The sequence below is a fragment of the Pseudomonas sp. UBA7500 genome (assembly GCF_002478435.1).
Lineage (GTDB): Bacteria > Pseudomonadota > Gammaproteobacteria > Pseudomonadales > Pseudomonadaceae > Aquipseudomonas > Aquipseudomonas palmensis.
Map to the genome: position 1 here is coordinate 26,782 of NZ_DLNW01000054.1, position 26,729 is coordinate 53,510.

Annotated in this window: 18 protein-coding genes and 1 tRNA gene; 15 read left to right on the forward strand and 4 right to left on the reverse strand. The window is 66.0% G+C overall.

Annotation, left to right across the window (positions count from 1 at the left end; genetic code table 11):
• Positions 1-4 precede the first annotated feature (4 nt).
• The gene (locus tag B4I46_RS24020) at positions 5-1,288 is read right to left on the reverse strand and encodes an NAD(P)/FAD-dependent oxidoreductase (protein ID WP_286902188.1); all 1,284 of its coding nucleotides are present in this window, start codon (positions 1,286-1,288) and stop codon (positions 5-7) included.
• Positions 1,289-1,492: 204 nt separating this feature from the next.
• Here B4I46_RS24020 and B4I46_RS24025 point away from each other — a divergent pair.
• A tRNA-Val gene (locus B4I46_RS24025) sits at positions 1,493-1,569 on the forward strand.
• A 296-nt stretch (positions 1,570-1,865) separates the two neighbouring features.
• Here B4I46_RS24025 and B4I46_RS24030 read toward each other — a convergent pair.
• Positions 1,866-2,084 carry a hypothetical protein gene (locus B4I46_RS24030; RefSeq protein WP_043859680.1) on the reverse strand — a complete coding sequence of 73 codons (219 nt, stop codon included), beginning with the start codon at positions 2,082-2,084 and terminating at the stop codon, positions 1,866-1,868.
• A 147-nt stretch (positions 2,085-2,231) separates the two neighbouring features.
• On the opposite strand from B4I46_RS24030, the gene B4I46_RS24035 reads away from it, so the two are divergent.
• Entirely contained in the window at positions 2,232-2,786 is a 555-nt protein-coding gene (locus tag B4I46_RS24035; RefSeq protein WP_043859679.1) for an NADPH-dependent FMN reductase, read from the forward strand.
• 101 nt (positions 2,787-2,887) lie between these two features.
• On the opposite strand, the gene phnX is transcribed toward B4I46_RS24035, so the two are convergent.
• A complete protein-coding gene (gene phnX, locus B4I46_RS24040; RefSeq protein WP_286902189.1) occupies positions 2,888-3,715 on the reverse strand; it encodes a phosphonoacetaldehyde hydrolase in 828 nt (275 codons plus the stop codon).
• A gap of 49 nt (positions 3,716-3,764) precedes the next feature.
• Positions 3,765-4,871: a 2-aminoethylphosphonate--pyruvate transaminase gene (locus tag B4I46_RS24045; RefSeq protein WP_286902190.1), complete on the reverse strand. Its 1,107-nt coding sequence runs from the start codon at positions 4,869-4,871 to the stop codon at positions 3,765-3,767.
• Positions 4,872-4,983: 112 nt separating this feature from the next.
• Here B4I46_RS24045 and B4I46_RS24050 point away from each other — a divergent pair, with 112 nt between their 5' ends.
• The 13 genes from B4I46_RS24050 to B4I46_RS24110 all read left to right on the forward strand — a co-directional run bounded on the left by B4I46_RS24050 (position 4,984) and on the right by B4I46_RS24110 (position 26,714).
• Entirely contained in the window at positions 4,984-5,844 is an 861-nt protein-coding gene (locus B4I46_RS24050) for a LysR substrate-binding domain-containing protein (protein ID WP_286902191.1), read from the forward strand.
• 73 nt (positions 5,845-5,917) lie between these two features.
• Positions 5,918-6,931, forward strand: a complete 1,014-nt coding sequence (locus B4I46_RS24055) for an AraC family transcriptional regulator (protein ID WP_043859675.1) — start codon at positions 5,918-5,920, stop codon at positions 6,929-6,931.
• A gap of 82 nt (positions 6,932-7,013) precedes the next feature.
• Positions 7,014-11,582 carry an NEL-type E3 ubiquitin ligase domain-containing protein gene (locus tag B4I46_RS24060; protein ID WP_286902192.1) on the forward strand — a complete coding sequence of 1,523 codons (4,569 nt, stop codon included), beginning with the start codon at positions 7,014-7,016 and terminating at the stop codon, positions 11,580-11,582.
• A gap of 136 nt (positions 11,583-11,718) precedes the next feature.
• Entirely contained in the window at positions 11,719-13,371 is a 1,653-nt protein-coding gene (locus B4I46_RS24065) for an AMP-binding protein (protein ID WP_054915718.1), read from the forward strand.
• A gap of 9 nt (positions 13,372-13,380) precedes the next feature.
• Entirely contained in the window at positions 13,381-14,148 is a 768-nt protein-coding gene (locus B4I46_RS24070; protein ID WP_236176384.1) for an SDR family NAD(P)-dependent oxidoreductase, read from the forward strand.
• A 14-nt stretch (positions 14,149-14,162) separates the two neighbouring features.
• Positions 14,163-15,356, forward strand: a complete 1,194-nt coding sequence (locus B4I46_RS24075; protein WP_286902194.1) for an acetyl-CoA C-acyltransferase — start codon at positions 14,163-14,165, stop codon at positions 15,354-15,356.
• An 8-nt stretch (positions 15,357-15,364) separates the two neighbouring features.
• Complete coding sequence (locus B4I46_RS24080) at positions 15,365-16,492, forward strand: acyl-CoA dehydrogenase (protein ID WP_043860115.1); 1,128 nt, start codon at positions 15,365-15,367, stop codon at positions 16,490-16,492.
• 14 nt (positions 16,493-16,506) lie between these two features.
• A complete protein-coding gene (locus B4I46_RS24085) occupies positions 16,507-17,280 on the forward strand; it encodes an enoyl-CoA hydratase (RefSeq protein WP_043860114.1) in 774 nt (257 codons plus the stop codon).
• 72 nt (positions 17,281-17,352) lie between these two features.
• Positions 17,353-21,930 carry a hypothetical protein gene (locus tag B4I46_RS24090; RefSeq protein WP_286902196.1) on the forward strand — a complete coding sequence of 1,526 codons (4,578 nt, stop codon included), beginning with the start codon at positions 17,353-17,355 and terminating at the stop codon, positions 21,928-21,930.
• A gap of 130 nt (positions 21,931-22,060) precedes the next feature.
• Complete coding sequence (locus B4I46_RS24095) at positions 22,061-23,581, forward strand: aldehyde dehydrogenase family protein (protein WP_043860112.1); 1,521 nt, start codon at positions 22,061-22,063, stop codon at positions 23,579-23,581.
• A gap of 109 nt (positions 23,582-23,690) precedes the next feature.
• Complete coding sequence (gene pqqA, locus B4I46_RS24100; protein WP_020289857.1) at positions 23,691-23,762, forward strand: pyrroloquinoline quinone precursor peptide PqqA; 72 nt, start codon at positions 23,691-23,693, stop codon at positions 23,760-23,762.
• 122 nt (positions 23,763-23,884) lie between these two features.
• Positions 23,885-25,048, forward strand: a complete 1,164-nt coding sequence (ercA, locus tag B4I46_RS24105) for an alcohol dehydrogenase-like regulatory protein ErcA (protein WP_043860111.1) — start codon at positions 23,885-23,887, stop codon at positions 25,046-25,048.
• The gene (locus B4I46_RS24110; protein WP_286902198.1) at positions 25,032-26,714 is read left to right on the forward strand and encodes a hybrid sensor histidine kinase/response regulator; all 1,683 of its coding nucleotides are present in this window, start codon (positions 25,032-25,034) and stop codon (positions 26,712-26,714) included. The genes ercA and B4I46_RS24110 overlap by 17 nt, the downstream gene beginning before the upstream one ends.
• Positions 26,715-26,729 lie beyond the last annotated feature (15 nt).

Here is a 26,729-nt window from a genome sequence, read left to right on the forward strand (position 1 = left end):
CGGCTTACACGCCCAGGCGGTCGCGCATGCTGTAGTACCACGCGCCCAGGGCACTGAACGGTACGCGCAGCATCTGGCCACCCGGGAACGGGTAGTGCGGCAGTTCGGCGAAGGCGTCGAAACGCTCGGCCTGGCCGCGCAGGGCCTCGGCCAGCACCTTGCCGGCCAGGTGGGTGTAGGTGACGCCGTGGCCGCTGCAGCCCTGGGAGTAGTAGATGTTGTCGCCCAGACGACCTACCTGCGGCAGGCGCGACAGGGTCAGCAGGAAGTTGCCGGTCCAGGCGTAGTCGATCTTCACGTCCTTGAGCTGCGGGAAGGCCTTGAGCATTTTCGGGCGGATGATCGCCTCGATGTTGGCCGGGTCACGCGCGCCGTATACCACGCCACCGCCGAAGATCAGGCGGTTGTCGCCGGTCAGGCGGTAGTAGTCGAGCAGGTAGTTGCAGTCTTCCACGCAGTAGTCCTGCGGCAGCAGGGTACGTGCCAGCTCTTCGCTCAGCGGCTCGGTGGTGATCACCTGAGTACCGCATGGCATCGACTTGGCGGCCAGCTCCGGTACCAGGTTGCCCAGGTAGGCGTTGCCCGCCACGATGATGAACTTGGCGCGCACCTTGCCCTGCGGGGTATGCACGACCGGGTTGGCACCGCGCTCGATGCGGATGGCCGGGGACTGTTCGTAAATCTTGCCACCCAGCGATTCCACTGCGGCGGCTTCGCCCAGGGCCAGGTTGAGCGGGTGGATATGGCCGCCGCTCATGTCCAGCATGCCGCCGATGTAGCTGTCGCAGGCGACCACTTCACGGATGCGGCGCTGGTCCATCAGTTCCAGCTGGGTGTGGCCGTAGCGCTCCCACAGGCGTTGCTGGGATTCCAGGTGGCCCATCTGCTTTTTGGTCAGGGCGGCGAACACGCCACCGTCCTTCAGGTCGCACTGGATGTTGTACTTGGCCACGCGCTCGCGGATGATGCGCCCGCCCTCGAAGGCCATCTGGCCGAGCAGCTGTGCCTGTTTGGGGCCGACGGTACGTTCGATCACGTCGATGTCGCGGCTGTAGCTGTTGACGATCTGACCGCCGTTGCGGCCAGAGGCACCGAAGCCGACCTTGGCGGCTTCAAGCACGGTGACGCTGAAACCGTTCTCGAGCAGGAACAGGGCACTGGACAGGCCGGTGTAACCCGCACCGATCACGCAGACGTCGGTCTGTACTTCTTCCTGCAGGCTCGGGCGCTGCGGGACGGGGTTGGCCGATGCGGCGTAATACGACTGGGGGTAGGGGGTGTTGGCCATGTGCGGGCACCTCAGGGTTTGTAGTTGTATGTTCTATATTTTTTACGATTGTGCAGATCGTATCAACAATAATAAACACCCGCCAGCCAGACGGTAAAAATCGCGCAAACCCGGGCTGGGGTAAAAAATATTAGTATTCAGTGGCTTAGCGTGAAAAAAAGTATTGACACTCTGCGTCGATTGCGTAGAATGCCGCCTCACAGCAGGCACATAGCTCAGTTGGTTAGAGCACCACCTTGACATGGTGGGGGTCGTTGGTTCGAATCCAATTGTGCCTACCAAACATCACCGCCCCTGCTGGCGGTACACGAAAAAGGCGATCCGAGAGGGTCGCCTTTTTCGTTTGGGCCGTTTTCATGGGCGCGGCAAAGCTGCTGATTTTTTTGTACATTTCGCTTTACGAGGGGGCTTGAACCTGAGTAGAATGCGCCCCGCAGCAGGCACATAGCTCAGTTGNNCCCCCCAAACCCCCCCCCCCCGGGGGGGAAAAAAAAAAAAGGGGCCGACCCGCAAGGGTCGCCCTTTTTGTTTGCCTGAAGCAAAGGGCGCGGCCGGATTGCTCGGGCCGCGCGGTGCATCAGGGGATACGGGTGATCTCCACGCCGCTCTGTACCAACTCGAAGCGATCCTCGCCCAGGTGGTTGACCCGATCGCCGATGGCCAGGCGATAGCTGGTGATCGGCAAGGAGTCGGCACTTCCATCGGCCTGCAGGGTGGCTTCCTGAAATTCATGAACGGGGTAGATGCGTCCTTCAGCATCCCGAGCATGAAATTGTCCGACCAGTACTGCTGTCATTTGGCGTGTGCCCTCTGAAATGTTCTCTATGGGCCATAGACCACTGTTTTGCCTGGGAAGTTTAGTCCCCCTGGAAAAAAACCTGTGGGCCGCGCCGTAGCGTCTATAACTACCACTTCTCTATGTCGATCAGGTTGGAGCGTGGTCATGAGCCAGGTCTATTCGGTTGCGGTGTTGGTAGGCAGCTTGCGCAAGGAGTCGATCAACCGCAAGGTCGCCAGGGCGCTTGCAGAGCTGGCACCGGCCAGCCTCAAGCTGGGTATCGTCGAAATTGGCGAGCTGGCGTTGTACAACGAGGATATCGACACCGACCCACCGGCAGCCTACAAGGCCTTTCGCGACAAGGTGCGTGCCAGCGACGCGGTGCTGTTCGTGACCCCCGAGTACAACCGCTCGGTGCCCGGGGTGCTCAAGAACGCCATCGACGTCGGCTCGCGCCCGTATGGGCAGAGTGTGTTCAGCAAGAAGCCGGGGGCGGTGATCAGTGTGTCGCCGGGGGCGGTGGGGGGCTTTGGTGCCAACCACCACCTGCGCCAGTCCCTGGTGTTTCTCGATGTGCCCTGCATGCAGCAGCCAGAGGCCTATGTGGGTGGGGCGGCGACGCTGTTCGACGAGCATGGCAAGCTTTCTGAGAAGACCCGGCCGTTTCTGCAGAGCTTCATCGACAGTTATGCGGCGTGGGTGGCGCGGCACCTGGCATAGGGCCCAGGCGCGCCCTTGGCTGGCGAGGGCGGCTCCTGGCCTGCAGGAGCCGCCTTGCCGGCTGTAGGAGCCGGCATTGCCGGCGAAAGCCCCAACGCGGTCTACACCCCCTGCGGCATCTCACCCTGCGCCAAACGCCGATTGATATCCTCCACCACCTGCGGCAGGTCATTGATGGTGTCGATCAGGTAGTGCGGGCGTGACCCTTCGAACAGCGCATGAATGCGCGCACGCTCGCTGGCCAGTTGCTTGGCATCCAGTGCCAGGTAACCTTCATGGGTCAGCCCCAGCGCGTTGCCCGAGCACACCAGCGCCACGGTCCACATGCCGGCACGACGCCCTTCCAGAATGCCCGGTACGGTGTCGTCCACCTTCACGCACGCCGCCACATCGTCGATACCCAGCGCAATCACGTTGGCCAGCGCCTGGGCCGGCCACGGGCGACCGTTGGGGGTCTGGTCGGTGGCCACCACATGGTCGGCCACATAGCCATTGTGCCCAGCCAGTTCCACTACCTTGTCCATCACCACCTTCGGATAGCCGGAGCACGAACCGATCTTCAGGCCCTGCCGGCGCAGGGCGCTGATGGTCTGCAGTGCGCCGGGGATCAGCGCCGAATGGGTGGCGATCTTTTCGATCTGCAGCGGCATGAAGCGGTTGTAGAGCGCCGTCACGTCATCATCGCTCGGCACGCGGCCGAACACCGCGCGATAGCGCTCGGCAATCTGCGGCTGGTCGCACAGCGTGCGGATATGGTCCCACTTGCCCATGCCCATGGGGCCGCGGGCCTCCTCGATGGACACCTGTACATCGAATTCGGCAAAGGCCTCGACGAAGATCTGCGTGGGGGCGAACGAGCCAAAGTCGACCACGGTTCCGGCCCAGTCGAGAATGGCCGCTTGCAGTTTTGTGGGGTTGCTGTAGTTCATCATTGCGTTCCTTGTTCGGTATACCGCAGAAAAGGGGGATAAAACGGAATCAGATGTGCAGCACTTCCATTTCCCGCAGCGCATCGGCCACGGCCTGGACCGCGGCGCGCATCTCGTGGGGGCCGACGCAGCCGATGCAGCCCACGCGGAATGTCTCGACCTGGGTCAGCTTGCCGGGATAGAGGATGAACCCCTTGGCCTTGACCCGTTCGTAGAAGTCCGCGAACTGGTAGCGCGGGTCACGCGGGGCGTGGAAGGTGACGATGATCGGGGCCTGGATGGCAGCGGGCAGAAAGCTGCGCAAGCCGATGGCCGCCATGCCGTCGAGCAGGGTCTTGCAGTTGCTTGCATAGCGCTGGTGGCGCGCCGCCAGGCCGCCTTGCTCGTGGTACTGCAGCAGCGCCTCGTGCAGCGCCGCCACCACGTGGGTGGGCGGGGTGAAGCGCCACTGGCCGGTGCGGGCCATGTAGGCATGCTGGTCATGCAGGTCCAAGGCCAGCGACGGCGAGTTGCCCTCGGCGCCAGCCAGTGCGGCCTTGTCGGTGAACACGAAGCCCATGCCCGGTACGCCTTCGAGGCACTTGCCGGACGCCGCGATCAGGGCGTCGAAAGGCACTTGGGCCGCGTCGATCGGCAGGGCGCCGAACGAGCTCATGGCGTCGATGATCAGGCGCTTGCCATGATCGGCGACGACCTGGGCGATCTGCGCCAGCGGGTTGAGGATGCCGGTACTGGTTTCACAGTGAATCAGCGCCACGTGGGTAATGCTGGCATCGGCGCGGATCAGGCGTTGGACATCGGCGGCAGTAGTGGGCTGGTCTTCGGCGGTCTCGAAGGTGGTGAATGCGCGGCCCAGCACCTGGCAGATCCTGGCCAGGCGCTGCCCATAGGCGCCGTTGACCAGCACCAGCACCTTGCCGTCACGGGGCACCAGCGTGCCGATGGCCGCCTCCACGGCGAAGGTGCCGCTGCCTTGCAGGGGCACGCAATGGTGGCTGGCGTGGCCATTGACGATGCTCAGCAACTGCTGGCACAGGTTGGCGGTCAAGGTGTTGAATTCGCGGTCCCATGAGCCCCAGTCGAGCATCATCGCCTGCCGCGTGCGTGCCGAGGTGGTCAGGGGGCCTGGCGTCAGCAGGACGGGGGGGTGGGTCATGGCGATGCTCCTCGCAAGCGGTGGGCTGAAACTACGGTGCCTACGTTGCAATTGCGCGCTTCATCAATCAAATTGTTTGTCGTTATGCCAACCATAAGTCAGGCCGATAGATATGAACCTGTTCCAGCTTCGCGCTTTCGATGCGGTGGCCCGCGAGGGCAGCTTTACTCGCGCTGCCGCGCGCCTGTTCATCAGCCAGCCAGCGGTTACCGGGCACATCAAGGCACTCGAGGAGCATTACCAGATCACCCTGCTGCGGCGCACTGCGCGGCGTGTGGAGCTGACCGAGGAGGGCACCCGCCTGGCCGCCATCACCCGCGCGATGTTCGGCCTGGCCGAGGAGGCGCAGGTAATGCTCGAAGCCAACCGCCAGTTGCTTACCGGGCGCCTGGAAGTTGCCGCCGACGGGCCACACCAGGTCATGCCGATGCTGGCCCAGCTGCGCGTGCGCTACCCCGGCATCACGGTCAACCTGCGCCTGGGCAATGCCCAGGAAACCCTGGCGGCGCTGCTGTCCGAGCATGCCGACGTGGCCGTGCTGACCGAGGTCGAACCGCGCAAGGGCCTGCACCTGCAGGCCCTGGGCCCGTCGCGTATCTGTGCCTTGCTACCGGCCGGCCATCGCTGGGCCATCCGCCCCGAGTTGCCCCTTGCCGAACTGGACCAGCAGATCATGGTGCTGCGCGAACCCGGCTCGATCACCCGGCGCACCTTCGACCAGGCCTGTGCCCGGGCCGGGGTGCAGCCACGGGTGCTGCTGGAGCTCGACAGCCGCGAAGCGGTGACCGAGGCGGTGGCCGCGCAGCTGGGGCTGGGTATCGTCTCTTCGATGGAGACCAGCCACGATCCGCGGGTGGTGGCCCGGCCCATAGAGGGGCCAGGGCTGGTCAACCAGCACATGCTCGGTTGCCTGGAGCGGCGCCGCGAGTTGCGCCTGATCCAGGCCTTTCTCGGGCTGGCGTCATCGGCATGACACGGCGTTGGCGTTTTGCCGTCGGCCCCCTAAGATGGCCGGCACACACCACCTGCAACACGAGTGAGGGTCGATGAAGGAGAAAGACACCATCTCCATGCAACTGGTGCGCGAGGCCCTGTTGCAAAGCAGCGCACCCGGCGCGGCGGCTGCGGCGTTGCTGCAGCGGGTGGGGATCGACCCGCAGCAACTGGAGCAGCCCCAGGCCCGCGTGCCGGCCAGTGCCTATGCCCGGCTGTGGCGGCTGCTGGCGCGGCGCTGCAACGACGAGTTCTTCTGCATGGACCCGCGTGGGCTGCGCAGCGGCAGCCTGGCGTTCATCTGCCGCTCGTCCATGGCCCAGCCGACCCTGGGCGCGGGCCTGGAGTGCGCGCTGGGGTTTCTGTCGCTGATGCTCGAGCACCTGCACCCGGTGCTGGTGCGCCAGCAGAGCCTGGCTGAAATCGTGATCGGCGAACCCGCCGAGGCGCCGCGCCGACCCTTCACCTATTTCACCTTCTGGATGATCGTGCATGGTGTGGCCTGCTGGCTGGCGGGTCGGCGCATTCCGATTCTGGCCATCGAATTGCGCTGCGCCGAGCCGGACTACTGCGATGACTACCGCGTGATGTTTTCACAGAACCTGCAGTTCGAGCGCCCACGCACGCGGCTGATTTTCGCTGCCGATTGCCTGGACCTGCCGCTCAGGCGCACACCCGAAGAGCTGCAGCGTTTTCTGGCCGAGGCGCCGGCCAACATTCTGGTGAAGTACCGCGACCCCACCAGCCTGGCGCGGCGGATCCGCGACGACCTGCGCCAGTTGCCCGCCAGCCAGTGGCCGGATGCCGAGGCACTGGCCCAGCAGCTGTGCCTGTCGGCCTCCACCCTGCGTCGACGCCTGGCCGAGCAGGGCCAGACCTACCAGGCCCTCAAGGACAGCGTGCGCCGCGAGCTGGCCATCGGCTGGCTGGCCGATGCGCAGGTCAGCTACGTGGAGATCGCCGAACGCCTGGGGTTTGCCGACACCAGTTCGTTCTACAAGGCCTTTCGCAAGTGGTCGGGGTGCAACCCCGGGCATTACCGCAGCCTCGTGCTGGGTTCGGGCTGAGGCCGCGAGGCAAGCCTTCCCGCTCCCTTGCCGGCGGGGCTGTTCCTAGTCTGGGTGCCCACCCCTTGATGGAGCAGGCGCCATGAGCCCGACCTCGAGCACCCGCAAAACCACCGGCACCACAGACGATCCCACCATCCTCGATCAATTCATCGCCGAACGCCTGCCGGGTTGGCTGCGCACGGCATCCAGGGAACAGGCGCGCGCAGTGAGCGCTGCATTGATCCGGCATCAGGCGTCGCTTGAAGCGTTGACCGAGTTGTTCCAGCTCCTGCAGTCGCCCGACGTGTTCGCTGCGCCCCTGCTGGACAAGGCCTTGCGCGACACCCTGGGGCTGCAACTGGACACGCGTGCGGCGCACTGGAAGGAAGTGCGCCTGCGTCAGTACCGCCCGGGGCTTTCGGTCACGCCCATGCCTTATCTGGAGGCGATCGAGATCCAGAGCCCGCTGTTGCAGCGTGCCCTGCAGAACTTCAGCGAGACTGCCGGCGGCTACTGGGGATTCTTTCGCGGCACGGCGATCGTGTCTGCGGGTCAGGCACTGGGCGTCGCGCCCGAGCGGTTTGCCGGCCTGTGCCGCACGCTGGACCTGGGCCAGAAGTATCAGGCTCATCTGGACAGTGTGCTCGACCCGCCGGATGACGCACTCAAGCGCCAGCGCCATGCGCTGCTGGCCCGCGAACAGCGCGATCAGCTGGATGTGGCCGCCCAGGTCGGCTACCTGAAAAAGGACATCGACGAGGTGGCCTACCGCATGCTGCGCCAGGTGGTCGACGGGGCGAGCCAGGTGACTTACGCCGAGCACCCGGTAAGGGTGCGCAGCATCGAGGTGCTGGGGCAGCAGGTACAGGGCGCGGTCGCCTTTCTGGCCCGTGGCGAACCCCTGGAGGGGGCGATACGCTGGACCGAGGCCGGCCTGGTGCGCCAGGTGGTGGTGTTTCTGCCTGGCGATCCGCAGCGCCCGCTGCGTCAGTATCCGACCTGGTATGCCTGTGCAACCGATCTGGGCCTGGCCTTGAAATCGGCTGATTACCTGAGCTATTTCCAGGGCCTGATCAGCCTGCAGGAGCGTGCAGCTTTCGGCGCGGCGTGGCAGGCGCAGCGAGACGCGGCGCGCCCGGACCTGGAACTGCTCGATTACCCACTGGCCGGAGAGTTGTTCGCCAGCCTTGCGCAATGGCGTATCGCCCGGCTCAAGGCCGACGCAGCGGTGCTTGCCGTGCCTACGGCCAGGGTCGACGATGCGCTGGCCGAAGCACGTCGCGAGGCCTACCTGGCCGCAGGTGAAACCCTGCTCGGCATAGCGGCCTCGTTCGTCCCCGGGGTTGACCAGATCATGCTGCTCAGTAGCGTCGGGCAGTTGCTGGGCGAGGTCTATGAGGGCGCCGTCGACTGGAGCAAGGGCCAGCGCAAGGAGGCCCTGGCGCATCTGACCGGCGCGGCCGAAAACGTGCTGGCCAGCGTTGCAACAGGGGCGGGTGTGGCGGGCCTGGTGGCGGTGGCCAAACGGTCGGCCTTCGTCGACGGCCTCATGCCGATAGTGCGCAGCACGGACCAATACAGGCTGTGGAACGAAGACCTGGCAAGCTACCGTCATGCCCACCCTTTGCCTGAAACCCTGGTGCCGCGCAGCGATGGCTTGTATGAGGATGCAGGCGCGCTGTGGCTCAGGCATGAAGGGCAGACCTATCAGGTTCAGCAGCGCAATGGGCGCTGGGTTATGGTGCACCCGCAGCGTGCCGAAGCCTACTCGCCCGGCCTGGAAACCAATGGCGAAGGCGCCTGGCGCCTGCCTGGCGAGCATGCGCTGCAGTGGGCGGGCGATGCCCTGCTGATGCGGCGCCTGGGCCCGCTGGCCGAAGGGCTGAGCGATGCGCAGATCGACCAGGTCATGGTCATTGCCGGTATGGACGAGGCGCGCCTGCGCGGCCTGCACGTGGAGAACCGGGGCATGCCGGTTCGCCTGCGCGATACCCTGGTCCGCTTCGGTATCGATACGCGCATCTCGACATTCTTCGAGCGTCTGCACCGGCAAACCGATGCCCAGGGCCTGGACCCTGTGCTCCATGCCTTCTGCAGGGAGCATCTGCAGGGTGTCGAAGACGCGGGGCAGGACTCGGAGCTCGATCACATCTGGGAGCAGATGCCGCGCTTGCGCTTCGAACTGTTCGAGCACCTTGAGGCGGCCACGCTGACCGCTGCCGATAGCCGTGTGAGCCTGTTGCAACGTGACTTCCCCGGGCTGGCGCGACGCTATGCCCAGGCGCTGGCAGAGCAGGCCGATGCCACGCAGCGCCAGATGATGGATCAGACTCGCCGCATTCCCCTGGCGGTCGCCGAGCAGGCACGCCACACCTTGCGTGAGGCGCGATTGAGCAGGGCGCTGGAGGGGTTGTGCCTGCAGAACGTGCACAGTGACGACAGCGTGGGCCTGGCCTTCGGCTTGCTGCGACGCATGCCGGCCTGGCCCGACGGGCTGAACCTGGAGCTGCGCGAAGGTTCGTCCAGCGGGCGGGTGATCGAGCGCCAGTTGTCACTCAGCGATACCCGCCAGACCCGCGTGCTGGTGCGTCGCGACGGGCAGTTTTCGGTGTACGACACTGAAGGCTACGAGCTCGACGACGAGATCCCGGCGCCCCAGGGGATGTTCGAGGCGATTGCCTGCTGCCTGACGCGCGAGCAGCGTCGCGCCCTGGGCTGGACGCGTCATGACAGCGCGGCACAAATGCGCGAGGCCCTGGCTGCGCGGGCCCTGGCCAATCCCTCCGAGGCCGCGCAACTGATCGGGCAGGCGCGCTCGGCCGGGCGCTTCAGCCCGCCCCAACGCTTGCCCGACGGTCGCATCGGGTATCCGCTCAGTGGCCGGGGCAGTGCGACACAACGGTCCCTGGTCAGTGTGGTGCGTGTGCTGTTCCCGGGCTATGACCAACTCCAGATCGATGTGCTTCTGACCGAACTGCAGGGGGGCTCGGTTGAACCGATGACGGCACTGATGCGCCTGCTGGACCAGTACCAGCGCCTCGATGCGAGCCTGCAGCTGTGGTGTCGGGAGGTCTTTGGCCAGTCCCGCGAGTGGCGACGCCTGGTGGCCGATGAGCTGCGCCGGTGCTGGCGACGACAGACCGATCGCGTGACCAATGGGGGTGGCACGCTGATCGGCTATCGCCTGAACCTGGTGGCGATGCCGGTGGGGCATCTGCCGCCGCTGGGGGCCGGTATCGATTTTTCCCACGTGATAGACCTGAGCCTGGTGGGCATGGGCCTGACCGAGCTGTCGAACAGCTTCCTGCAACGCTTTGTCGGCGTGCGCTGGCTCAACCTGGCCAACAACCGCTTCGGGCGCATACCGCCTGCCTTGAACGGCATGAACTGGTTGCGTGAGGTGAACCTGAACCTCAACCAGATCAACCTGCGCAACACCGGGGTCAATACCCTTGCGTCCCTGCATCGGCTTGAAGTGCTGAACCTGGACAACAATCCCATCGAGATCCTGCCGAACATGGCCGGCATGTACAACTTGCGCCACGTGTGGTTGCGCAGTACGCGCCTGCAGCTGTTCCCGACCGGGTTGCTCGAATGCCCGTTTCTGGATGTGGTCGACTTGCGCGACAACCTCATCACCCAGTTGCCGGAGACGTTCTTCGTGCCCGAGTCGCTGAACATCTACCTGCTCCAGCGTAACCCCCTGCCGCAAGCCACCTGGGACCGCATCAACGATCTGCAGCAGTTGCTGCCCGTGGTGGAGGCTGCGGCCGGTGTCATGGTACGTGCTGAAACGACTGCGCAAGCCCGCGCACTATGGCTGGAGCTGGCGAACGAGGCGCAGCTGGATGCGCGCAGCCGTTACTGGGACAGCCTGATTGCAGAGCCTGGCGCCGCAGACTTCTTCCAGTTGCTGACCGAACTGACCGGGTCGGCGGATTTCCAGCATACCCGGGCCGAACTGGACCAGCGCGTGTGGCGCATGCTCGAGGCGATGGCGCAGCACACGGCGCTGCGCGAGGAACTGTTCGAGCTGGCGGCCAGCCCGACCACGTGCGTGGACAGCGTGTCGTCCACCTACAGTGCGCTCGAAGTGCGGTATTTGCTGTTTCAGACCGTGCGCGCGGACAGCCCGAACGAGCAGCAGGGCGAAGCGTTGCTCGCCTTTGCGCGGCGTCTGTTTCGTCTTGAACAGGTCGAACAGTTCGCGCGTGCCGACATCCAGGCCAGGACGCAGGAGGCGCGTGGGGTGGACGAGGTCGAGGTGAGCCTGGCCTATCGCACCCGTCTGGCCGCTGCACTGGACCTGCCCGGGCAACCGCGCAACATGCAGTTCGCCGAAGTGGCCGCCGTGGCCCCGGCACAGATACACGAGGCCCAGCGGGTCGTGCTGGCTGCCGAGCAGACCGACCAGCTGGCAACGTTCATCAGCGGCCGGGATTTCTGGCTGGCCTACCTGCGCCAGGCTCACGAAGGCGAGTTCGAGCAGGTCGAACAACCGTTCTGGGATCGACTCGAGGTGCTGGCCGCGCAACAGGGCACGCTGCAGGAAGGGGTGTACCTGACGCGAATGAACGCATTGCGCAGCGAACGCGAGGCGGCAGTGCAGGCGCTGGCATTGCGCCTGACCCAGGCGGCGCTGGAGGCTGCCGCGCCGCCTGCGGGCTAGCGCTGGGGGCTGTGCAGGCAGTGGCCAAACCAGTCATCCAGATTGACAGCTTTGGCCATTGTCGCTGCGCGCTGGTGGCGCGACTATCGTCAGATCATTCGTTCTATTCCAACAATAAGAAACGAGGAGTCTGGCAATGCGTGATTACCACGACGCGCAGCGTGCTTTCGATTACCTGCACACTGCCGATGCCGTGCTGGCGGGCAACCTGGGTGCGCTCAACGCCTGCGTCGAGTGTTGCGACCGGCACGCCGCCGAGGGCGGCGTGGCCTTGTACTGGGAGCGCCACGACGGGGCCTGCGCGCAGTACACCTTTGCCGACCTGCAGCAGCGCGCCGCACGCCTGGCCAATGTGCTCAAGGCGCAGGGCGTGGGGCCGGGCGACCGGGTGGCGGGGCTGCTGCCGCGCACCGTCGAGCTGCTGGTCACGGTGCTCGCCACCTGGCGCCTGGGGGCAGTCTACCAGCCGCTGTTCACTGCCTTCGGGCCCAAGGCCATCGAGCACCGCCTGCACAGTTCCGGCGCCCGCGTGGTGGTCACCGACCGCACCAACCGCCCGAAGCTCGACGAGGTCGAGGGCTGTGCGCGGATCATTACCGTCGATGCCCAGGCCGGCAGCGGCGACCTGGATTTTCACACTGCCCTCGACGCTGCCAGCGCCGACTGCGCGCCTGTGCTGTTGTCCGGGGAGGCCCCCTTCCTGCTGATGTTCACCTCCGGTACCACTGGCCCGGCCAAGCCGCTGGAGGTGCCGTTGCGGGCCATCGTGGCGTTTCAGGGCTACATGCGCGACGCCATCGACCTGCGCCCCGAAGACAACTTCTGGAACCTGGCCGACCCCGGCTGGGCCTACGGCCTGTACTACGCCGTCACCGGGCCGCTGGCGCTGGGCCAGGCCACCACCTTCTTCGACGGCCCGTTCAGTGTCGAAAGTACCTGCCGGGTGATCGACAAGTACGCCATCACCAACCTGGCCGGGTCGCCCACGGCCTATCGCATGCTGATCGCTGCCGGCCAGGCCTTCGCCGAGCCGATCAAGGGCCGCCTGCGGGTGGTCAGCAGCGCCGGCGAACCGCTCAACCCGGAGGTGATCCGCTGGTTCGCCGAACACCTGCAGGTGCCCATCCACGATCACTATGGCCAGACCGAACTGGGCATGGTGCTGTGCAACCACCACGGCCTGCGTCACCCGGTGCACCTGGGCTCGGCCGGCTTTGCCATCCCGGGTCATCGCATCGTTGTGCTTGATGAACAGCAGCACGAACTGCCGCCGGGCCAGCCCGGCATCCTCGCGGTGGACCGCGAGCAGTCACCGCTGTGCTGGTTCGGTGGCTACCACGGGGTCCAGACCAAGGCCTTCGTCGGCAAGTACTACCTCAGCGGCGACACGGTGGAGCTGAACCAGGACGGCAGCATCAGCTTTGTCGGGCGCAGCGACGACGTGATCACCACCTCCGGGTATCGGGTCGGGCCGTTCGATGTGGAAAGCGCGCTGATCGAGCATCCGGCGGTGATCGAGGCCGCCGTGGTCGGCAAGCCGGACCCGGAGCGCACCGAACTGATCAAGGCGTTCGTGGTGCTGGCCAGCGGCGTGGAGGGCACGCCGGAGCTGGCCGAAAACCTGCGCCAGCATGTGCGCCAGCGCCTTTATGCACATGCCTACCCGCGCGAAATCGAATTTGTCGGCGAGCTGCCCAAGACCCCGAGCGGCAAGCTGCAGCGTTTCATCCTGCGCAATCAGGAAATAGCCAAACAACACACCGCGCCGGCGCCCGTCGCCAGCGCCTGAGGACCCCTTATGCAAATTGCCAACAAGAACTTCATCGTCAGCGGCGCCGCCTCCGGGCTGGGCGCCGCCACCGCCGAGATGCTGATCGGCGCCGGTGCCCAGGTGATGCTGGTGGACCTTAACGGCGAGGCCGTTGCAGCCAAGGCGCAAGCCCTGGGTGACAAGGCCCGTTTCGCCGTGGCCGACATCAGTCAGGAGGCCCCGGCCAAGGCCGCCGTGGACGCAGCCGTCAGCGCCTTTGGCAGCCTCCACGGGCTGGTGAACTGTGCCGGCATCGTCGGCGCCGAGAAGGTCCTGGGCAGGCAGGGGCCGCACGGCCTGGACAGCTTCAGCCGGGTGATCAACGTCAACCTGATCGGCAGCTTCAACCTGATGCGCCTGGTGGCAGCGGCCATGGCCGAAGGCGGTGCCGACGCCGACGGCGAGCGCGGGGTGATCATCAATACCGCCTCCATCGCCGCCTATGACGGGCAGATCGGCCAGGCGGCCTACGCTGCCTCCAAGGGCGCGATTGCCAGCCTGACCCTGCCGGCCGCCCGCGAACTGGCGCGCTTCGGTATCCGCGTGATGACCATCGCGCCGGGCATCTTCGAAACCCCGATGATGGCCGGCATGACCCAGGAAGTACGCGACTCGCTGGCGGCCGGCGTGCCGTTCCCGCCGCGTCTGGGCCGCCCGCAGGAGTACGCGGCGCTGGCGCGTCACATCATTGAAAACAGCATGCTCAACGGCGAGGTGATCCGCCTCGACGGTGCCTTGCGCATGGCTGCCAAGTAATTCAGGAGAACCGCATGAGCATGTCCCATGATCCCATCGTAATCGTCAGCGCCGTGCGCACGCCCATGGGCGGCCTGCAGGGCGATCTCAAAAGCCTGACTGCACCGCAACTGGGCGCTGCCGCCATTCGCGCAGCCGTCGAGCGTGCGGGCGTGGCTGCCGACAGCGTCGACCAGGTGCTGTTCGGCTGCGTGCTGCCGGCCGGTCTCGGCCAGGCCCCGGCACGCCAGGCGGCCCTGGGGGCCGGCCTGGACAAGGGCACCACCTGCACCACCCTGAACAAGATGTGCGGCTCGGGCATGCAAGCCGCGATCATGGCCCATGACCTGCTGCTGGCCGGTACTGCCGAGGTGGTGGTGGCCGGCGGCATGGAGAGCATGTCCAACGCCCCGTACCTGCTGGACAAGGCGCGCAGCGGCTACCGCATGGGGCACGGCAAGGTCATCGACCACATGTTTTTCGACGGTCTGGAAGATGCCTACGACAAGGGTCGCCTGATGGGCACCTTTGCCGAGGACTGCGCCCAGGCCCAGGGCTTCAGCCGCCAGGCTCAGGACGACTTTGCGATTGCCTCGCTGACCCGTGCGCAACAGGCGATCGAGAACGGCAGCTTTGCCGCCGAGATCGTGCCGGTGGAGGTGACCGAGGGCAGGCAGACCCGCCTGGTCAGCCTCGACGAACAGCCGCCCAAGGCCCGCCTGGACAAGATCGCGCAGCTCAGGCCGGCGTTTCGCGAAGGCGGTACGGTCACGGCAGCCAACTCCAGCTCGATTTCCGACGGTGCGGCGGCGCTGGTGCTGATGCGCAGGTCCCAGGCCGAGCAGCGCGGCCTCAAGCCACTGGCGGTGATCCACGGGCATGCGGCGTTCGCCGACGAGCCTGCACTGTTCCCCACCGCGCCGATCGGCGCCATCGATGCGCTGCTCAAGCGCACCGGCTGGAGCCTGGCCGAGGTCGACCTGTTCGAAATCAACGAGGCGTTCGCGGTGGTCACCCTGGCGGCGATGAAGCAGCTGGACCTGCCCCACGACAAGGTCAACATCCACGGCGGCGCCTGCGCCCTGGGCCACCCCATCGGTGCATCGGGCGCACGTATTCTGGTGACCCTGCTTGCCGCGCTGCGCCAGAAGGGCCTGCGCCGCGGCATCGCGGCCATCTGCATCGGCGGTGGCGAAGCCACGGCCATGGCTGTCGAGTGTCTGGACTGAGGTGCGCCATGCTAGTCAACGATGAACAACAGCAGATCAGCGACGCCGTTCGCCAGTTTGCCCAGGAGCGCCTGCGGCCGTTTGCCGAGCAGTGGGACCGCGAGCACCGTTTCCCACGGGAGGCTATCGAGCAGATGGCCGAGCTGGGCCTGTTCGGCATGCTGGTGCCGGAGCAGTGGGGCGGCAGCGACACCGGCTATGTCGCCTACGCCATGGCCCTGGAGGAAATCGCCGCCGGCGATGGTGCCTGCTCGACCATCATGAGCGTGCACAACTCGGTGGGCTGCGTGCCGATCCTCAAGTTCGGCAGCGAGCAGCAGAAGCAGCAGTTTCTGACGCCGCTGGCCACGGGCGCGATGCTCGGTGCCTTTGCCCTGACCGAGCCCCAGGCGGGCTCCGATGCCAGCAGCCTGAAAACCCGTGCGCGCCTCGAGGGCGATCACTATGTGCTCAACGGCTGCAAGCAGTTCATCACCTCGGGGCAGAATGCCGGCGTGGTGATCGTGTTCGCGGTGACCGACCCGGCAGCCGGCAAGCGCGGCATCAGTGCCTTTATCGTGCCCACCGACTCGCCTGGCTACCAGGTGGCGCGGGTGGAGGACAAGCTCGGCCAGCATGCCTCCGATACCTGCCAGATCGTCTTCGAGAACGTGCGTGTGCCGCTGGCCAATCGCCTGGGCGAGGAGGGCGAGGGGTACCGGATCGCCCTGGCCAACCTGGAAGGCGGGCGCATCGGTATTGCCGCGCAATCGGTGGGCATGGCGCGGGCCGCGTTCGAGGTGGCACGTGACTATGCGCGCGAACGCGAGAGCTTCGGCAAGCCCCTGATCGAACACCAGGCGGTGGCGTTTCGCCTGGCCGACATGGCCACGCGCATCGCCGTGGCCCGGCAGATGGTGCATCATGCCGCCGCCTTGCGTGATGCCGGGCGCCCGGCGCTGGTGGAGGCCTCGATGGCCAAGCTGTTTGCTTCGGAAATGGCCGAAAAGGTCTGTTCCGATGCCTTGCAGACCCTGGGCGGTTATGGCTATCTGAGCGACTTCCCGCTGGAGCGGATCTACCGTGACGTGCGGGTTTGCCAGATCTACGAAGGCACCAGCGACATTCAGCGCATGGTCATTGCGCGCAATCTTTGAAGGGAGCAGCTTGCATGAGTTTCGAAACCATTCTGTTGGACATCCGTGGCAAGGTCGGCCTGATCACCCTCAACCGGCCCCAGGCGCTCAACGCCCTCAACGCGCAGATCGTGCGCGAGCTGAACCAGGCGCTGGACCAGCTCGAAGCCGACCCGAACATCGGCTGCGTGGTGCTGACCGGTTCGGAGAAAGCCTTCGCCGCCGGTGCCGATATCAAGGAAATGGCCGAGCTGAGCTACCCGCAGATCTACATCGACGACCTGTTCAGCGACAGCGACCGCATCGCCAACCGCCGCAAGCCGATCATCGCCGCGGTGTCCGGCTTCGCCCTGGGCGGTGGCTGCGAGCTGGCACTGATGTGCGACTTCATCCTGGCCGCCGACAATGCCAAGTTCGGTCAGCCTGAAATCAACCTGGGCGTGTTGCCGGGCATGGGCGGCACCCAGCGCCTGACCCGCGCGGTGGGCAAGGCCAAGGCCATGGAGCTGTGCCTGAGCGGGCGCATGATGGGGGCCGAGGAGGCCGAGCGTGCCGGCGTGGTGGCGCGTATCGTGCCCAAGGAGCAGCTGCTCGAGGAGGCCCTCAAGGTGGCGGCACAGATCGCCAGCAAGTCGGTGCCGGTGGCGATGATGGTCAAGGAGAGCATCAACCGTGCTTTCGAGGTGAGCCTGTCCGAAGGTGTGCGCTTCGAGCGCCGGGTGTTCCATGCCGCGTTTGCCACCGAAGACCAGAAGGAAGGCATGGCGGCGTTCATCGCCAAGCGCGAGGCCCAGTTCAAGGACCGCTGAGCAACATCTACCACCTGCCCGGCAGGGCGTGACGCTGTACTGCGGCTTCTTTACTCACAAGGAAGTCGCATCATGGATGCAGCAGATACGCTTTTCGGGCAGTTGGCCACACACGCTTCGCTGTGCGGCCCCATCGGCCGCCAGATGGTCACCCGGCCCTCGTTGCACGCCGTGGCTGCGCAGGTGTGCGCGCAGCAATGGCAGGTGCGCGGGATCAAGGGCCCGGCGCCATCGGCCTTGACCCTGGTCAGGGGGCGGCCGGGGCAGGGCGCGCGGCTCGATTCGCTGGCCGATGCCCTGATACGGCGCTATTGCGAACGCACCTGCCTCAACCTGGCCAGCGGGCTGGACTACCTCACCCTGCAGCGCGGCGCCGAGTATCCGCAGGCCGCTGATGTCGACCTGCACGCGGTCGAAACCCTGCTCAATGAATGCGGGCCGTTGCTGCTCGATGAATACAAGCGTGTGCTCAGCCGTTACTGGGGCCAGGCCGAGCCGGGCCAGACCGCGCGCTGGGACTGGCTGGCCGATTACCTCAAAAGCCGTTTTTCCAGTGCCTGCGAACTGGCCCGAGGGGCTGGCGTGCTGGACGGGCTGGAGCTGGCCACGGCGACGATGGTCGGCATCTATCCACGGGCGACGCAGCGCGCGCAGTTCGGCAACGGCGCGGATGTACGCGTGTCGCTGCTGTGCCTGGATGCCGAACCCGGTGGCGGGCTGGACCCTGAACTGGCCAGCGCGGTGCTGATCGAGCGCCAGGTGCTCGGCCAGTTGCGCACTGTCGTGGTGCTCTACACCCTGGCGGGTGGGCTGTATCGCTTCGATTCGCGCCAGGCACTGCTGGAGGCATTGGCCAGGGGCTGGGGCGCGCAGGCTTCGGGCACCTTCAAGCTCAACCTGTACCAGACCGAACTGTCGATTTTCCAGGCCCAGGCGCGGTTGTTGTTCGAACAGCAATTGCGCCTGATCGATGCCATCGCCGCAGCACCTCTCGATTCGCAGGTCGACCCGGTGCAGACGCTGGTCGCGCGCCTGGACGAAGCCACCTCGCTGGTGCAGGTGTGCGATGTGAGCGAGCGCCAGACCCTGGCCAGCCTGCGCGGGCTGTTGCCGACGTGGTTGCGCGACGCTGACGAGGCGCCGCGCCTGCAGTACACCGAGATGCTGGTGCGCCTGGCGCGGGCGCAGCAGCGCAGTGGCGGGCAGTCGTTCCTGCATGACCTGCCCGGCATGCCGGAGTACGCCTGGGCCCAGTGGCAGGCGGCGGTGCGTGCCGGGCACCCGGGCTTTACCCGTGCCGAGCTGGAGGATGTCGAGCTGGTCAACCGCCAGGTGATTGCCGGCGCCGGCGGCAGTGGGGGGGATTTTGCCCCGGCGGGCAGCATTCGCGAGGTGACGCTGAACCTGGCCCAACTGGCGGTGGGCAACCTGGGGCGGCTCAGGGCAGGCAGCGTCACCTTGCGCAGCCGCAGCGGCGCAGTGCTGCCGACATGGCTGGATCTTGCATTCATCAAGGCCCAGGTCACCCACCTGGACGTGGGCCAGACCTACCCGGACCTGTTGCAGCACAGCCTGCTGGATGACCCTGTGCAGTCGGCCAGTCGCCAGCAGCTGTTCGTCGATCAGTTGCGCGAACAACTGCCGATGCTGGTGCTGGAGTACTGCCTGCGTCAACGCGAAGGGGTCAGTGCACTGAGTGCCCGGCGGGTCACGGCACTGTGCCGTGGCGAGGAAACCGACGCGGTGCTGCGTCCGTTGGGCCTGTTGCGCGAGGCGGGTGCACACCCTGATGTCGCGCTCAATGCGTACCTGGTCGAGGGTCGCGACCCGCGCCAGGGGCCGTGCCTGCTGTATCGCCCACTGCACCGCGAGCCGCTGCAGGAGTTCAGCTCGCGCCAGGCCCTGTTCGAGCGGTTGTGCGAGCCCGGCGCGCTGCACGACGATCTGCTGGCGCGGCTGCCTGCCAAGGCACAGCCGGTGTACGCGCGTGGCGGGCTGGAGCAGCCGCATACGGTGCGCTTTCTGCCCGGCTCGGACTTCGCTCCCCTTCAGGTGCCGGCCCCGGCGTCGTTCAGCGACGCGCTGATCGACGGCGACCCGCTGGTGCATCTGTACCGTAGCTGCGCCCAGGAACTGGTGGCCCGTGCCCGGGCCGGCTCGCAGTCATCCAGCGAACAGCGCTGGGCGGCCTATGCCGAACTGGGCTGGCTGATGTTCAACACGCTGTTGCCACTGTGCAATGGCCCGGTTGCGGTGGCCGGCTGGCTGGTGCAACTGACGGCAGGCCTGCGCGATACCTTGCAGCAACACCAGAGCGAGGGTGACGGGCAGCTGGCGGGATGGTTGTTCAACCTGGCGCTGACGTTGCTGGCGAGCAGGACCGACACCACCCGGCTCAAGCTCTCAACCCCTGCGCAGAGGGGCGAGTCGCCGCTGGCCCAGGTGCTGGAGCCCGAGTTCGGCCATGCCCTTGCTTCGCCCTCGGGCCAGGCGCTGGACAGCCTGGATTTCAGCTGGGCAGCGGCGGCGGACCGACTGAGCGGCGAACAGCGCGCGCGGCTGGTGCCCCTGCAGCGCGTGCAGGGCCGCGAGGGGCTGGGAGCACCGATCAGCCACGGGCCCTGGCAGGGGTTGTACCTGCATGAGGACCGTCTGTGGGTGGGTGTCAGCGGGCAGGTCTACCCCGTGGTGGAGGAGGATGCCGGGCTGCGAATCCGCGACGCGCAACAGCGTCCCGGGCCCTGGCTGCGGCACGCCGCCGATGGCAGCTGGCAGTTCGACCTGGGCTTGCGCTTGCGTGGCGGCATGCCGCTGAATCGGCGCATCCAGCAGTTGCGCCTGGCCAACCAGGCTCGCGTGGAGGTTCTGCAGAAGGAACTGGACGACTACCAGCCGGTGCGCCAGGCCAGCGCCTTGCAGCTCAAGCGCGATCTGGACGAGGTGGTGAAACAGGAGCCGCAGCCCTCGGCCGAGCGATTGCAGCGCTATGTGGATGACCTGCGACGGCACGGGCAGGGGCTGGCCAAGGCGCGGGAAAGCCATGCGCAACTGAACCAGCTTAAAACCCTGGCAAACTTTCGCGCCCAGCAGGGCAACTACCTGTTCGAGGAGTCCAGCATTACCGTGCAGTTGCTGTACGCCTTGCGAAGCCTGTTCATGCATAACAAGGACGGCATAAACAACCTTCGCGGCGGCCAGGGTCAGGACCGTCTGCGCGAACTGGTGCTGGAAGGCACTTCGCCCACCTATCGGCAACTGGTGGTGCTGCTCGAAGGGGCCAAGACCCTGACCGAGCAGATCATCGACTGCTATCAGGCCCTCGATCGCCTGACCGGGCAACTGCGCCAGATCCTGCCCGGCGGCCCGGCCCAGGCAAGCAGGATCGAGGCGATGCGCGGTGAAGAGCTGTCAGTCCAGGCCTGGCGTTCGTCCCAGATCAACATGCTGGGGGTGTTGGTGCTGCAGGCAGACCGCGGGCACGCCGGAGGCGAGGGTATCTACGAGACGGTGTTGTCTGCCCGATTGGGCTTGCAACTGGAGCTCGAGATGGGCGGGGCGTTCACCGATCAGGAACGGGTGCAGATGCTCGACAGCAGTGTGCGCCACTATGCCAGTGCACTGCAGGGCACCCAGCTGTACAAGGCCTCCAGCGCGGTTTTGCAGGGGGCGGCACAGGTGGAAGAGTACCAGCAGGTGCTGCTGGCCCTGCATGATGCTGCCCAGAAGAGACTGGCCGGGCTGATTCGCGACCTGCCACGCCAACCTTCGGCGCCACCGGCCTCAGGCAGCCGCTCGCGCACGTTGATACGCACCCGCAACCGCGGCGTGGTGGTGGGCCAGCAGCGTCGGCTGGCAGGGGCCGACAGCGACGTGGTGGTGGTGATCGACCCGGTGGAACAGCGCGAGCTGGCCCGCTACGAGGAAACCGCCGAGGCCGGTATCTGGCAGCCGGTGGAGCGCCCCCGCCCAGCACCTGCGCGCGCCACCCAGGCGCAGTTGCCGGGCTTGCTGGAGCGCTCCACGCGGTTGCTGAACGACTCGGCGCAGCAGCTCAGGCGCGCCGTCGCCCAGGCCAGGACCGCCATGCTTCCGGTGGAGATGGAAGAAATCCTGACGCAGCAGGCGCGCCCGCTTGACGAGCTGGCCCGGCAGATCGAACAGGCATTGACTGCCGGCAACGACACCGACCGGTCGGCTGCCGGCCAGGATGCGGCGCTGCAAGCCAAGGCCCTGCTCGAGCAGGCCAAGCATCTGCGTGATGAAGGGCGGCGTCTGCGTGTGCAGATGACCCTGGCACAGTTGCCGACGGTCAGTCGGGTGGCCTACCTCAAGGCCCAGGGCGAGGTCAGCCTGCACAGGCTCCAGCCGCGCAAGCCCACGCGAAAACGCAAGGGCCATGCCCAGGATTTCCTTCAGGAGTACGAAATCCACGACAAGGCGGGGCAGTTGCTGTGGGTGGCGCACTTTCATTACGCGACCCTGGACGCAGAGCCTGGGCTGTACACCGCGGCGCATCTGAAAACCGCCGCACAGCGGTTCGAGGGGGGGCAGTACCAGTTGCCGGCAGACGCCGACAATGAGCGCGTGATCCAGATCTACCGCAGCCAGATCGACAGCCGCTCGGCCCGGGCGCTGTTCCTGGACCTGTAGCGGCGCCCGCGCCTACTACCAAATGACGAGTTGTCCTCTGCCAAAGGGCGATTCGTCAGCCGCCCCGGGCTGCCTAAGATCCGTACACCGCCTGTCGTCATGACAGGCCCGGATCAACAGAGGCCCGAACATGATCTATGCAGCTCCCGGCACCGAAGGCGCCCTTGTCAACTTCAAACCGCGTTACGGCAACTACATCGGCGGCGAGTTCGTTGCCCCGCTGAACGGCCAGTACTTCACCAACAGCTCGCCGGTGAACGCCCAGGTCATCGCCGAATTTCCACGTTCCAGCGCCGAAGACGTCGAGCGCGCCCTGGACGCCGCCCATGCCGCTGCCGATGCCTGGGGCCGTACCAGCGTGCAGGACCGCTCGCGCATCCTGCTCAAGATTGCCGACCGTATCGAGCAGAACCTCGAAGTGCTGGCCATTGCCGAAACCTGGGACAACGGCAAGGCCATTCGCGAAACCCTGAATGCCGACGTGCCGCTGGCCGCCGACCATTTCCGTTACTTCGCCGGCTGCATCCGTGCCCAGGAAGGCAGCGCCGCCGAGATCAACGAAAACACCGCCGCCTACCACTTCCATGAACCGCTGGGTGTGGTCGGGCAGATCATTCCATGGAACTTCCCGCTGCTGATGGCCGCCTGGAAGCTCGCCCCGGCCCTGGCCGCCGGCAACTGCGTGGTGCTCAAGCCGGCTGAACAGACCCCACTGTCGATCACCGTGTTCGCCGAGCTGGTGGGCGACCTGCTGCCGCCGGGCGTGCTCAACATCGTGCAGGGCTTCGGGCGCGAGGCCGGTGAAGCGCTGGCCACCAGCAAGCGCATCGCCAAGATCGCCTTCACCGGGTCCACCCCGGTGGGCTCGCACATCATGAAGTGCGCTGCCGAGAACATCATCCCCAGCACCGTGGAACTGGGCGGCAAGTCGCCGAACATCTTCTTCGAAGACATCATGCAGGCCGAGCCGAGTTTCATCGAGAAAGCCGCCGAAGGTCTGGTGCTGGCGTTCTTCAACCAGGGCGAAGTGTGCACCTGCCCATCGCGTGCGGTGATACAGGAATCGATCTACGAGCCGTTCATGGCCGTGGTGATGAAGAAGATCGCCCAGATCAAGCGTGGCAACCCGCTGGACACCGAAACCATGGTTGGCGCCCAGGCGTCCGAGCAGCAGTACGACAAGATCCTCTCGTACCTGGACATCGCCCGCGAAGAGGGCGCGCAGGTACTGACCGGTGGCGCCAGCGAGCGCCTGGCCGGCGACCTGTCGACCGGTTACTACATCCAGCCGACCCTGCTCAAGGGCCACAACAAGATGCGCGTGTTCCAGGAAGAGATCTTCGGCCCGGTGGTGGGCGTGACCACCTTCAAGGACGAGGCCGAGGCCCTGGCAATCGCCAACGACACCGAGTTCGGCCTGGGCGCCGGGCTGTGGACCCGCGACATCAACCGTGCCTACCGCATGGGCCGTGGCATCAAGGCCGGGCGCGTGTGGACCAACTGCTACCACCTGTACCCGGCGCACGCCGCGTTCGGCGGGTACAAGAAGTCCGGCGTGGGTCGTGAAACCCACAAGATGATGCTCGACCACTACCAGCAGACCAAGAACTTGCTGGTGAGCTACGACATCAATCCGCTGGGCTTCTTCTGACGCCCGATGGCTGTGGGAAAATCTGTTCCAAAGTAGCATTCGACCTGCGCCGGCAACGGTGTATTAATAGACGCACCGCAATCCTGTGGTGCCAGAAGAGGATGGACCTATGTGGAAAAAACCCGCGTTCACTGATCTGCGTATCGGCTTTGAAGTGACCATGTACTTCGCCAGCCGTTGATCCCTCTTGCGCCGGTGCCCCAAGGCACCGGCGCTGCCTTGTGCATCCCCCCTATCGTCTGATTGCAAAACCCTCCTGATGCTTTAGGCTGGCGCTACCTTAAAAGAACAAGAAGGCGTCGCATGAGCCCGAACCTGAGCCAGTTGCGTAAATTCGTCTCTCCGGAAATCATCTTCGGTGCCGGCTGTCGGCACCATGTGGCCAATTACGCCAGGACCTTCGGCGCGCGCAAGGTACTGCTGGTCAGTGACCCTGGCGTGATCGCCGCCGGCTGGGTCGGCGACATCGAGGCCAGCCTGCAGGCGCAGGGCATCGATTACTGCCTGTACAGCGACGTGTCGCCCAACCCGCGGGTCGAAGAGGTCATGGCCGGCGCCGAGCGCTATCGCAGCGAACAGTGCGACGTGATCGTGGCCGTTGGCGGCGGCAGCCCGATGGACTGCGCCAAGGGCATCGGCATCGTGGCGGCCCACGGCCGGCACATCCTGGAGTTCGAAGGGGTCGACACCATCCGAGTGCCGAGCCCGCCGCTGATCCTGATCCCGACCACCGCCGGCACCTCGGCCGACGTGTCGCAGTTCGTGATCATCTCCAACCAGCAGGAACGCATGAAGTTCTCCATCGTCAGCAAGGCGGTGGTACCCGATGTGTCGCTGATCGACCCTGAAACCACCCTGAGCATGGACCCGTTCCTCTCGGCCTGTACCGGCATCGACGCGCTGGTGCATGCCATCGAGGCGTTCGTGTCCACCGGTCATGGACCGCTGACCGACCCCCATGCCCTGGAGGCAATGCGCCTGATCAACGGCAACCTGGTGCAGATGATCGCCAACCCGCAGGACATCGCCCTGCGCGAGAAGATCATGCTCGGCAGCATGCAGGCCGGGCTGGCCTTCTCCAATGCCATCCTCGGGGCGGTGCACGCCATGTCCCACAGCCTGGGCGGGTTTCTCGACCTGCCCCACGGTCTGTGCAATGCGGTGCTGGTCGAGCATGTGGTGGCCTTCAACTACAGCGCCGCCCCCGATCGCTTCAAGTTGATCGCGCAGACCCTGGGTATCGATTGCCGCGGGCTGAACCACAATCAGGTCCGCCAGCGCCTGGTCGAGCACCTGATCGCGCTCAAGCACGCCGTGGGCTTTCACGAAACCCTGGCCTTGCACGGGGTGGGCAGCAGCGACATTCCGTTCCTGTCGCAGCATGCGATGGACGACCCGTGCATCCTCACCAACCCGCGGACCTCGAGCCAGCGTGATGTCGAGGTGGTGTATGGCGAGGCCCTCTGAGCCTGGCGCGAATGCGCTGGCCGGGCTGCTGGGGCTGAGCAACCACACTGTTCGCAAAAGCCACTACCCGGAACTGGCGGCGCGCCTGGACGAGCTGGAAACCGAGCGCAAGCGCTATTCGTGGCTGTTCGAGCATGCGGTGCACGGCATCTTCCAGGCCAGCCTCGACGATGGCCTGCGCGCCGCCAACCCGGCGCTGGCGCGCATGCTGGGGTATGCCGACCCCCAGGCGGTGCTGTTTTCCCGGCGTGACCTGGCCAGCCACCTGTTCGTGGGCGGCCAGGCCGAGTTGCAGGACATTGCCCAGGTGCTGCAGCGCGAGCAGGCCCTGCTGGGTTACGAAACCCAGCTGCGACGCAAGGACGGCAGCAGCATCGATGTGCTGATGAACCTGTTGCTGCGCCCGGACGAGGAGGGCGTGGTCGAGGGGTTCGTCGCCGACATCACCGAGCGCAAGCTGGCGCAGGAGCGTCTGCAGCAACTCAACGACGAGCTGGAGCAGCGCGTGGCCGAGCGTACCCGCCAGCTGATGGAGGCACGCGATGCGGCCCAGGCGGCCAACCGCAGCAAGGACAAGTACCTGGCCGCCGCCAGCCACGACCTGCTGCAACCGCTCAACGCTGCACGCCTGTTGATTTCGACCCTGCGCGAGCGCCAGTTGCCGCAGGCCGAGCAATTGCTGGTGGAGCGCGCGCACCAGGCGCTGGAAGGCGCCGAAGACCTGTTGAGCGATCTGCTGGATATTTCCCGGCTCGACCAGGCGGCAATCAAGCCTGACCTTGACCTGTACCTGCTGGACGATGTGCTGGCGCCGCTGGCCTCGGAGTTCCAGCCGGTGGCGGCTGCCGAGGGCCTGGGCCTGCGTTTGCGCAGCGGGCACCAGGTGATCCGCACCGATGTGCGGCTGCTGACGCGGATCCTGCGCAACTTCCTCAGCAACGCCTGCCGCTACACCGAACAGGGGCGCATCCTGCTGGGGGCGCGGCGGCGTGGCGACTGCCTGCGCCTGGAGGTCTGGGATACCGGGCGCGGCATTGCTGCGCAGCGCCTGCAATCGATCTTTCTCGAATTCAACCAGCTCGATGTGGGCCGCGCCGCCGATCGCAAGGGGGTGGGCCTGGGCCTGGCGATCGTCGAGCGCATTGCGCGGATCCTCGATTACCCGGTACGGGTGCGCTCCTGGCCGGGGCGCGGTTCGGTGTTCAGCATCGATGTGCCGCTCTCCACCGAACGTCGTTGCCCGCCGGTGCTGGCGCCAGCACCGCTGCCGAGCGTCGGCGACCCGCTGCCGGGGCGCCGCCTGCTGGTGCTGGACAACGAACTGAGCATCCTGCAGAGCATGGCCGCCCTGCTGGCCCAGTGGGGGTGCGAGGTGCTGACCGCGACCGACCGCGAGACGGCATTTCAGGTGTTGCAGGGGCGCGCGCCGGAACTGGTGCTGGCGGACTTTCACCTGGACCACGGGGTGACCGGCTGCGAAGTGGTGCGCGACCTGCGTGAGCATTTCGCGGTGACTATACCCGCCGTGATGATCACCGCCGATCGCAGCGACCAGAGCCGCCGTGCGATGCAGCGCCTGGGCGCGCCATTGCTCAACAAGCCGGTCAAGCCGGGCAAGCTGCGTGCGGTGCTGAGCCAGCTGCTGGGCGAGGCGGGCGTGCGATAAACAGCGAGACTACCC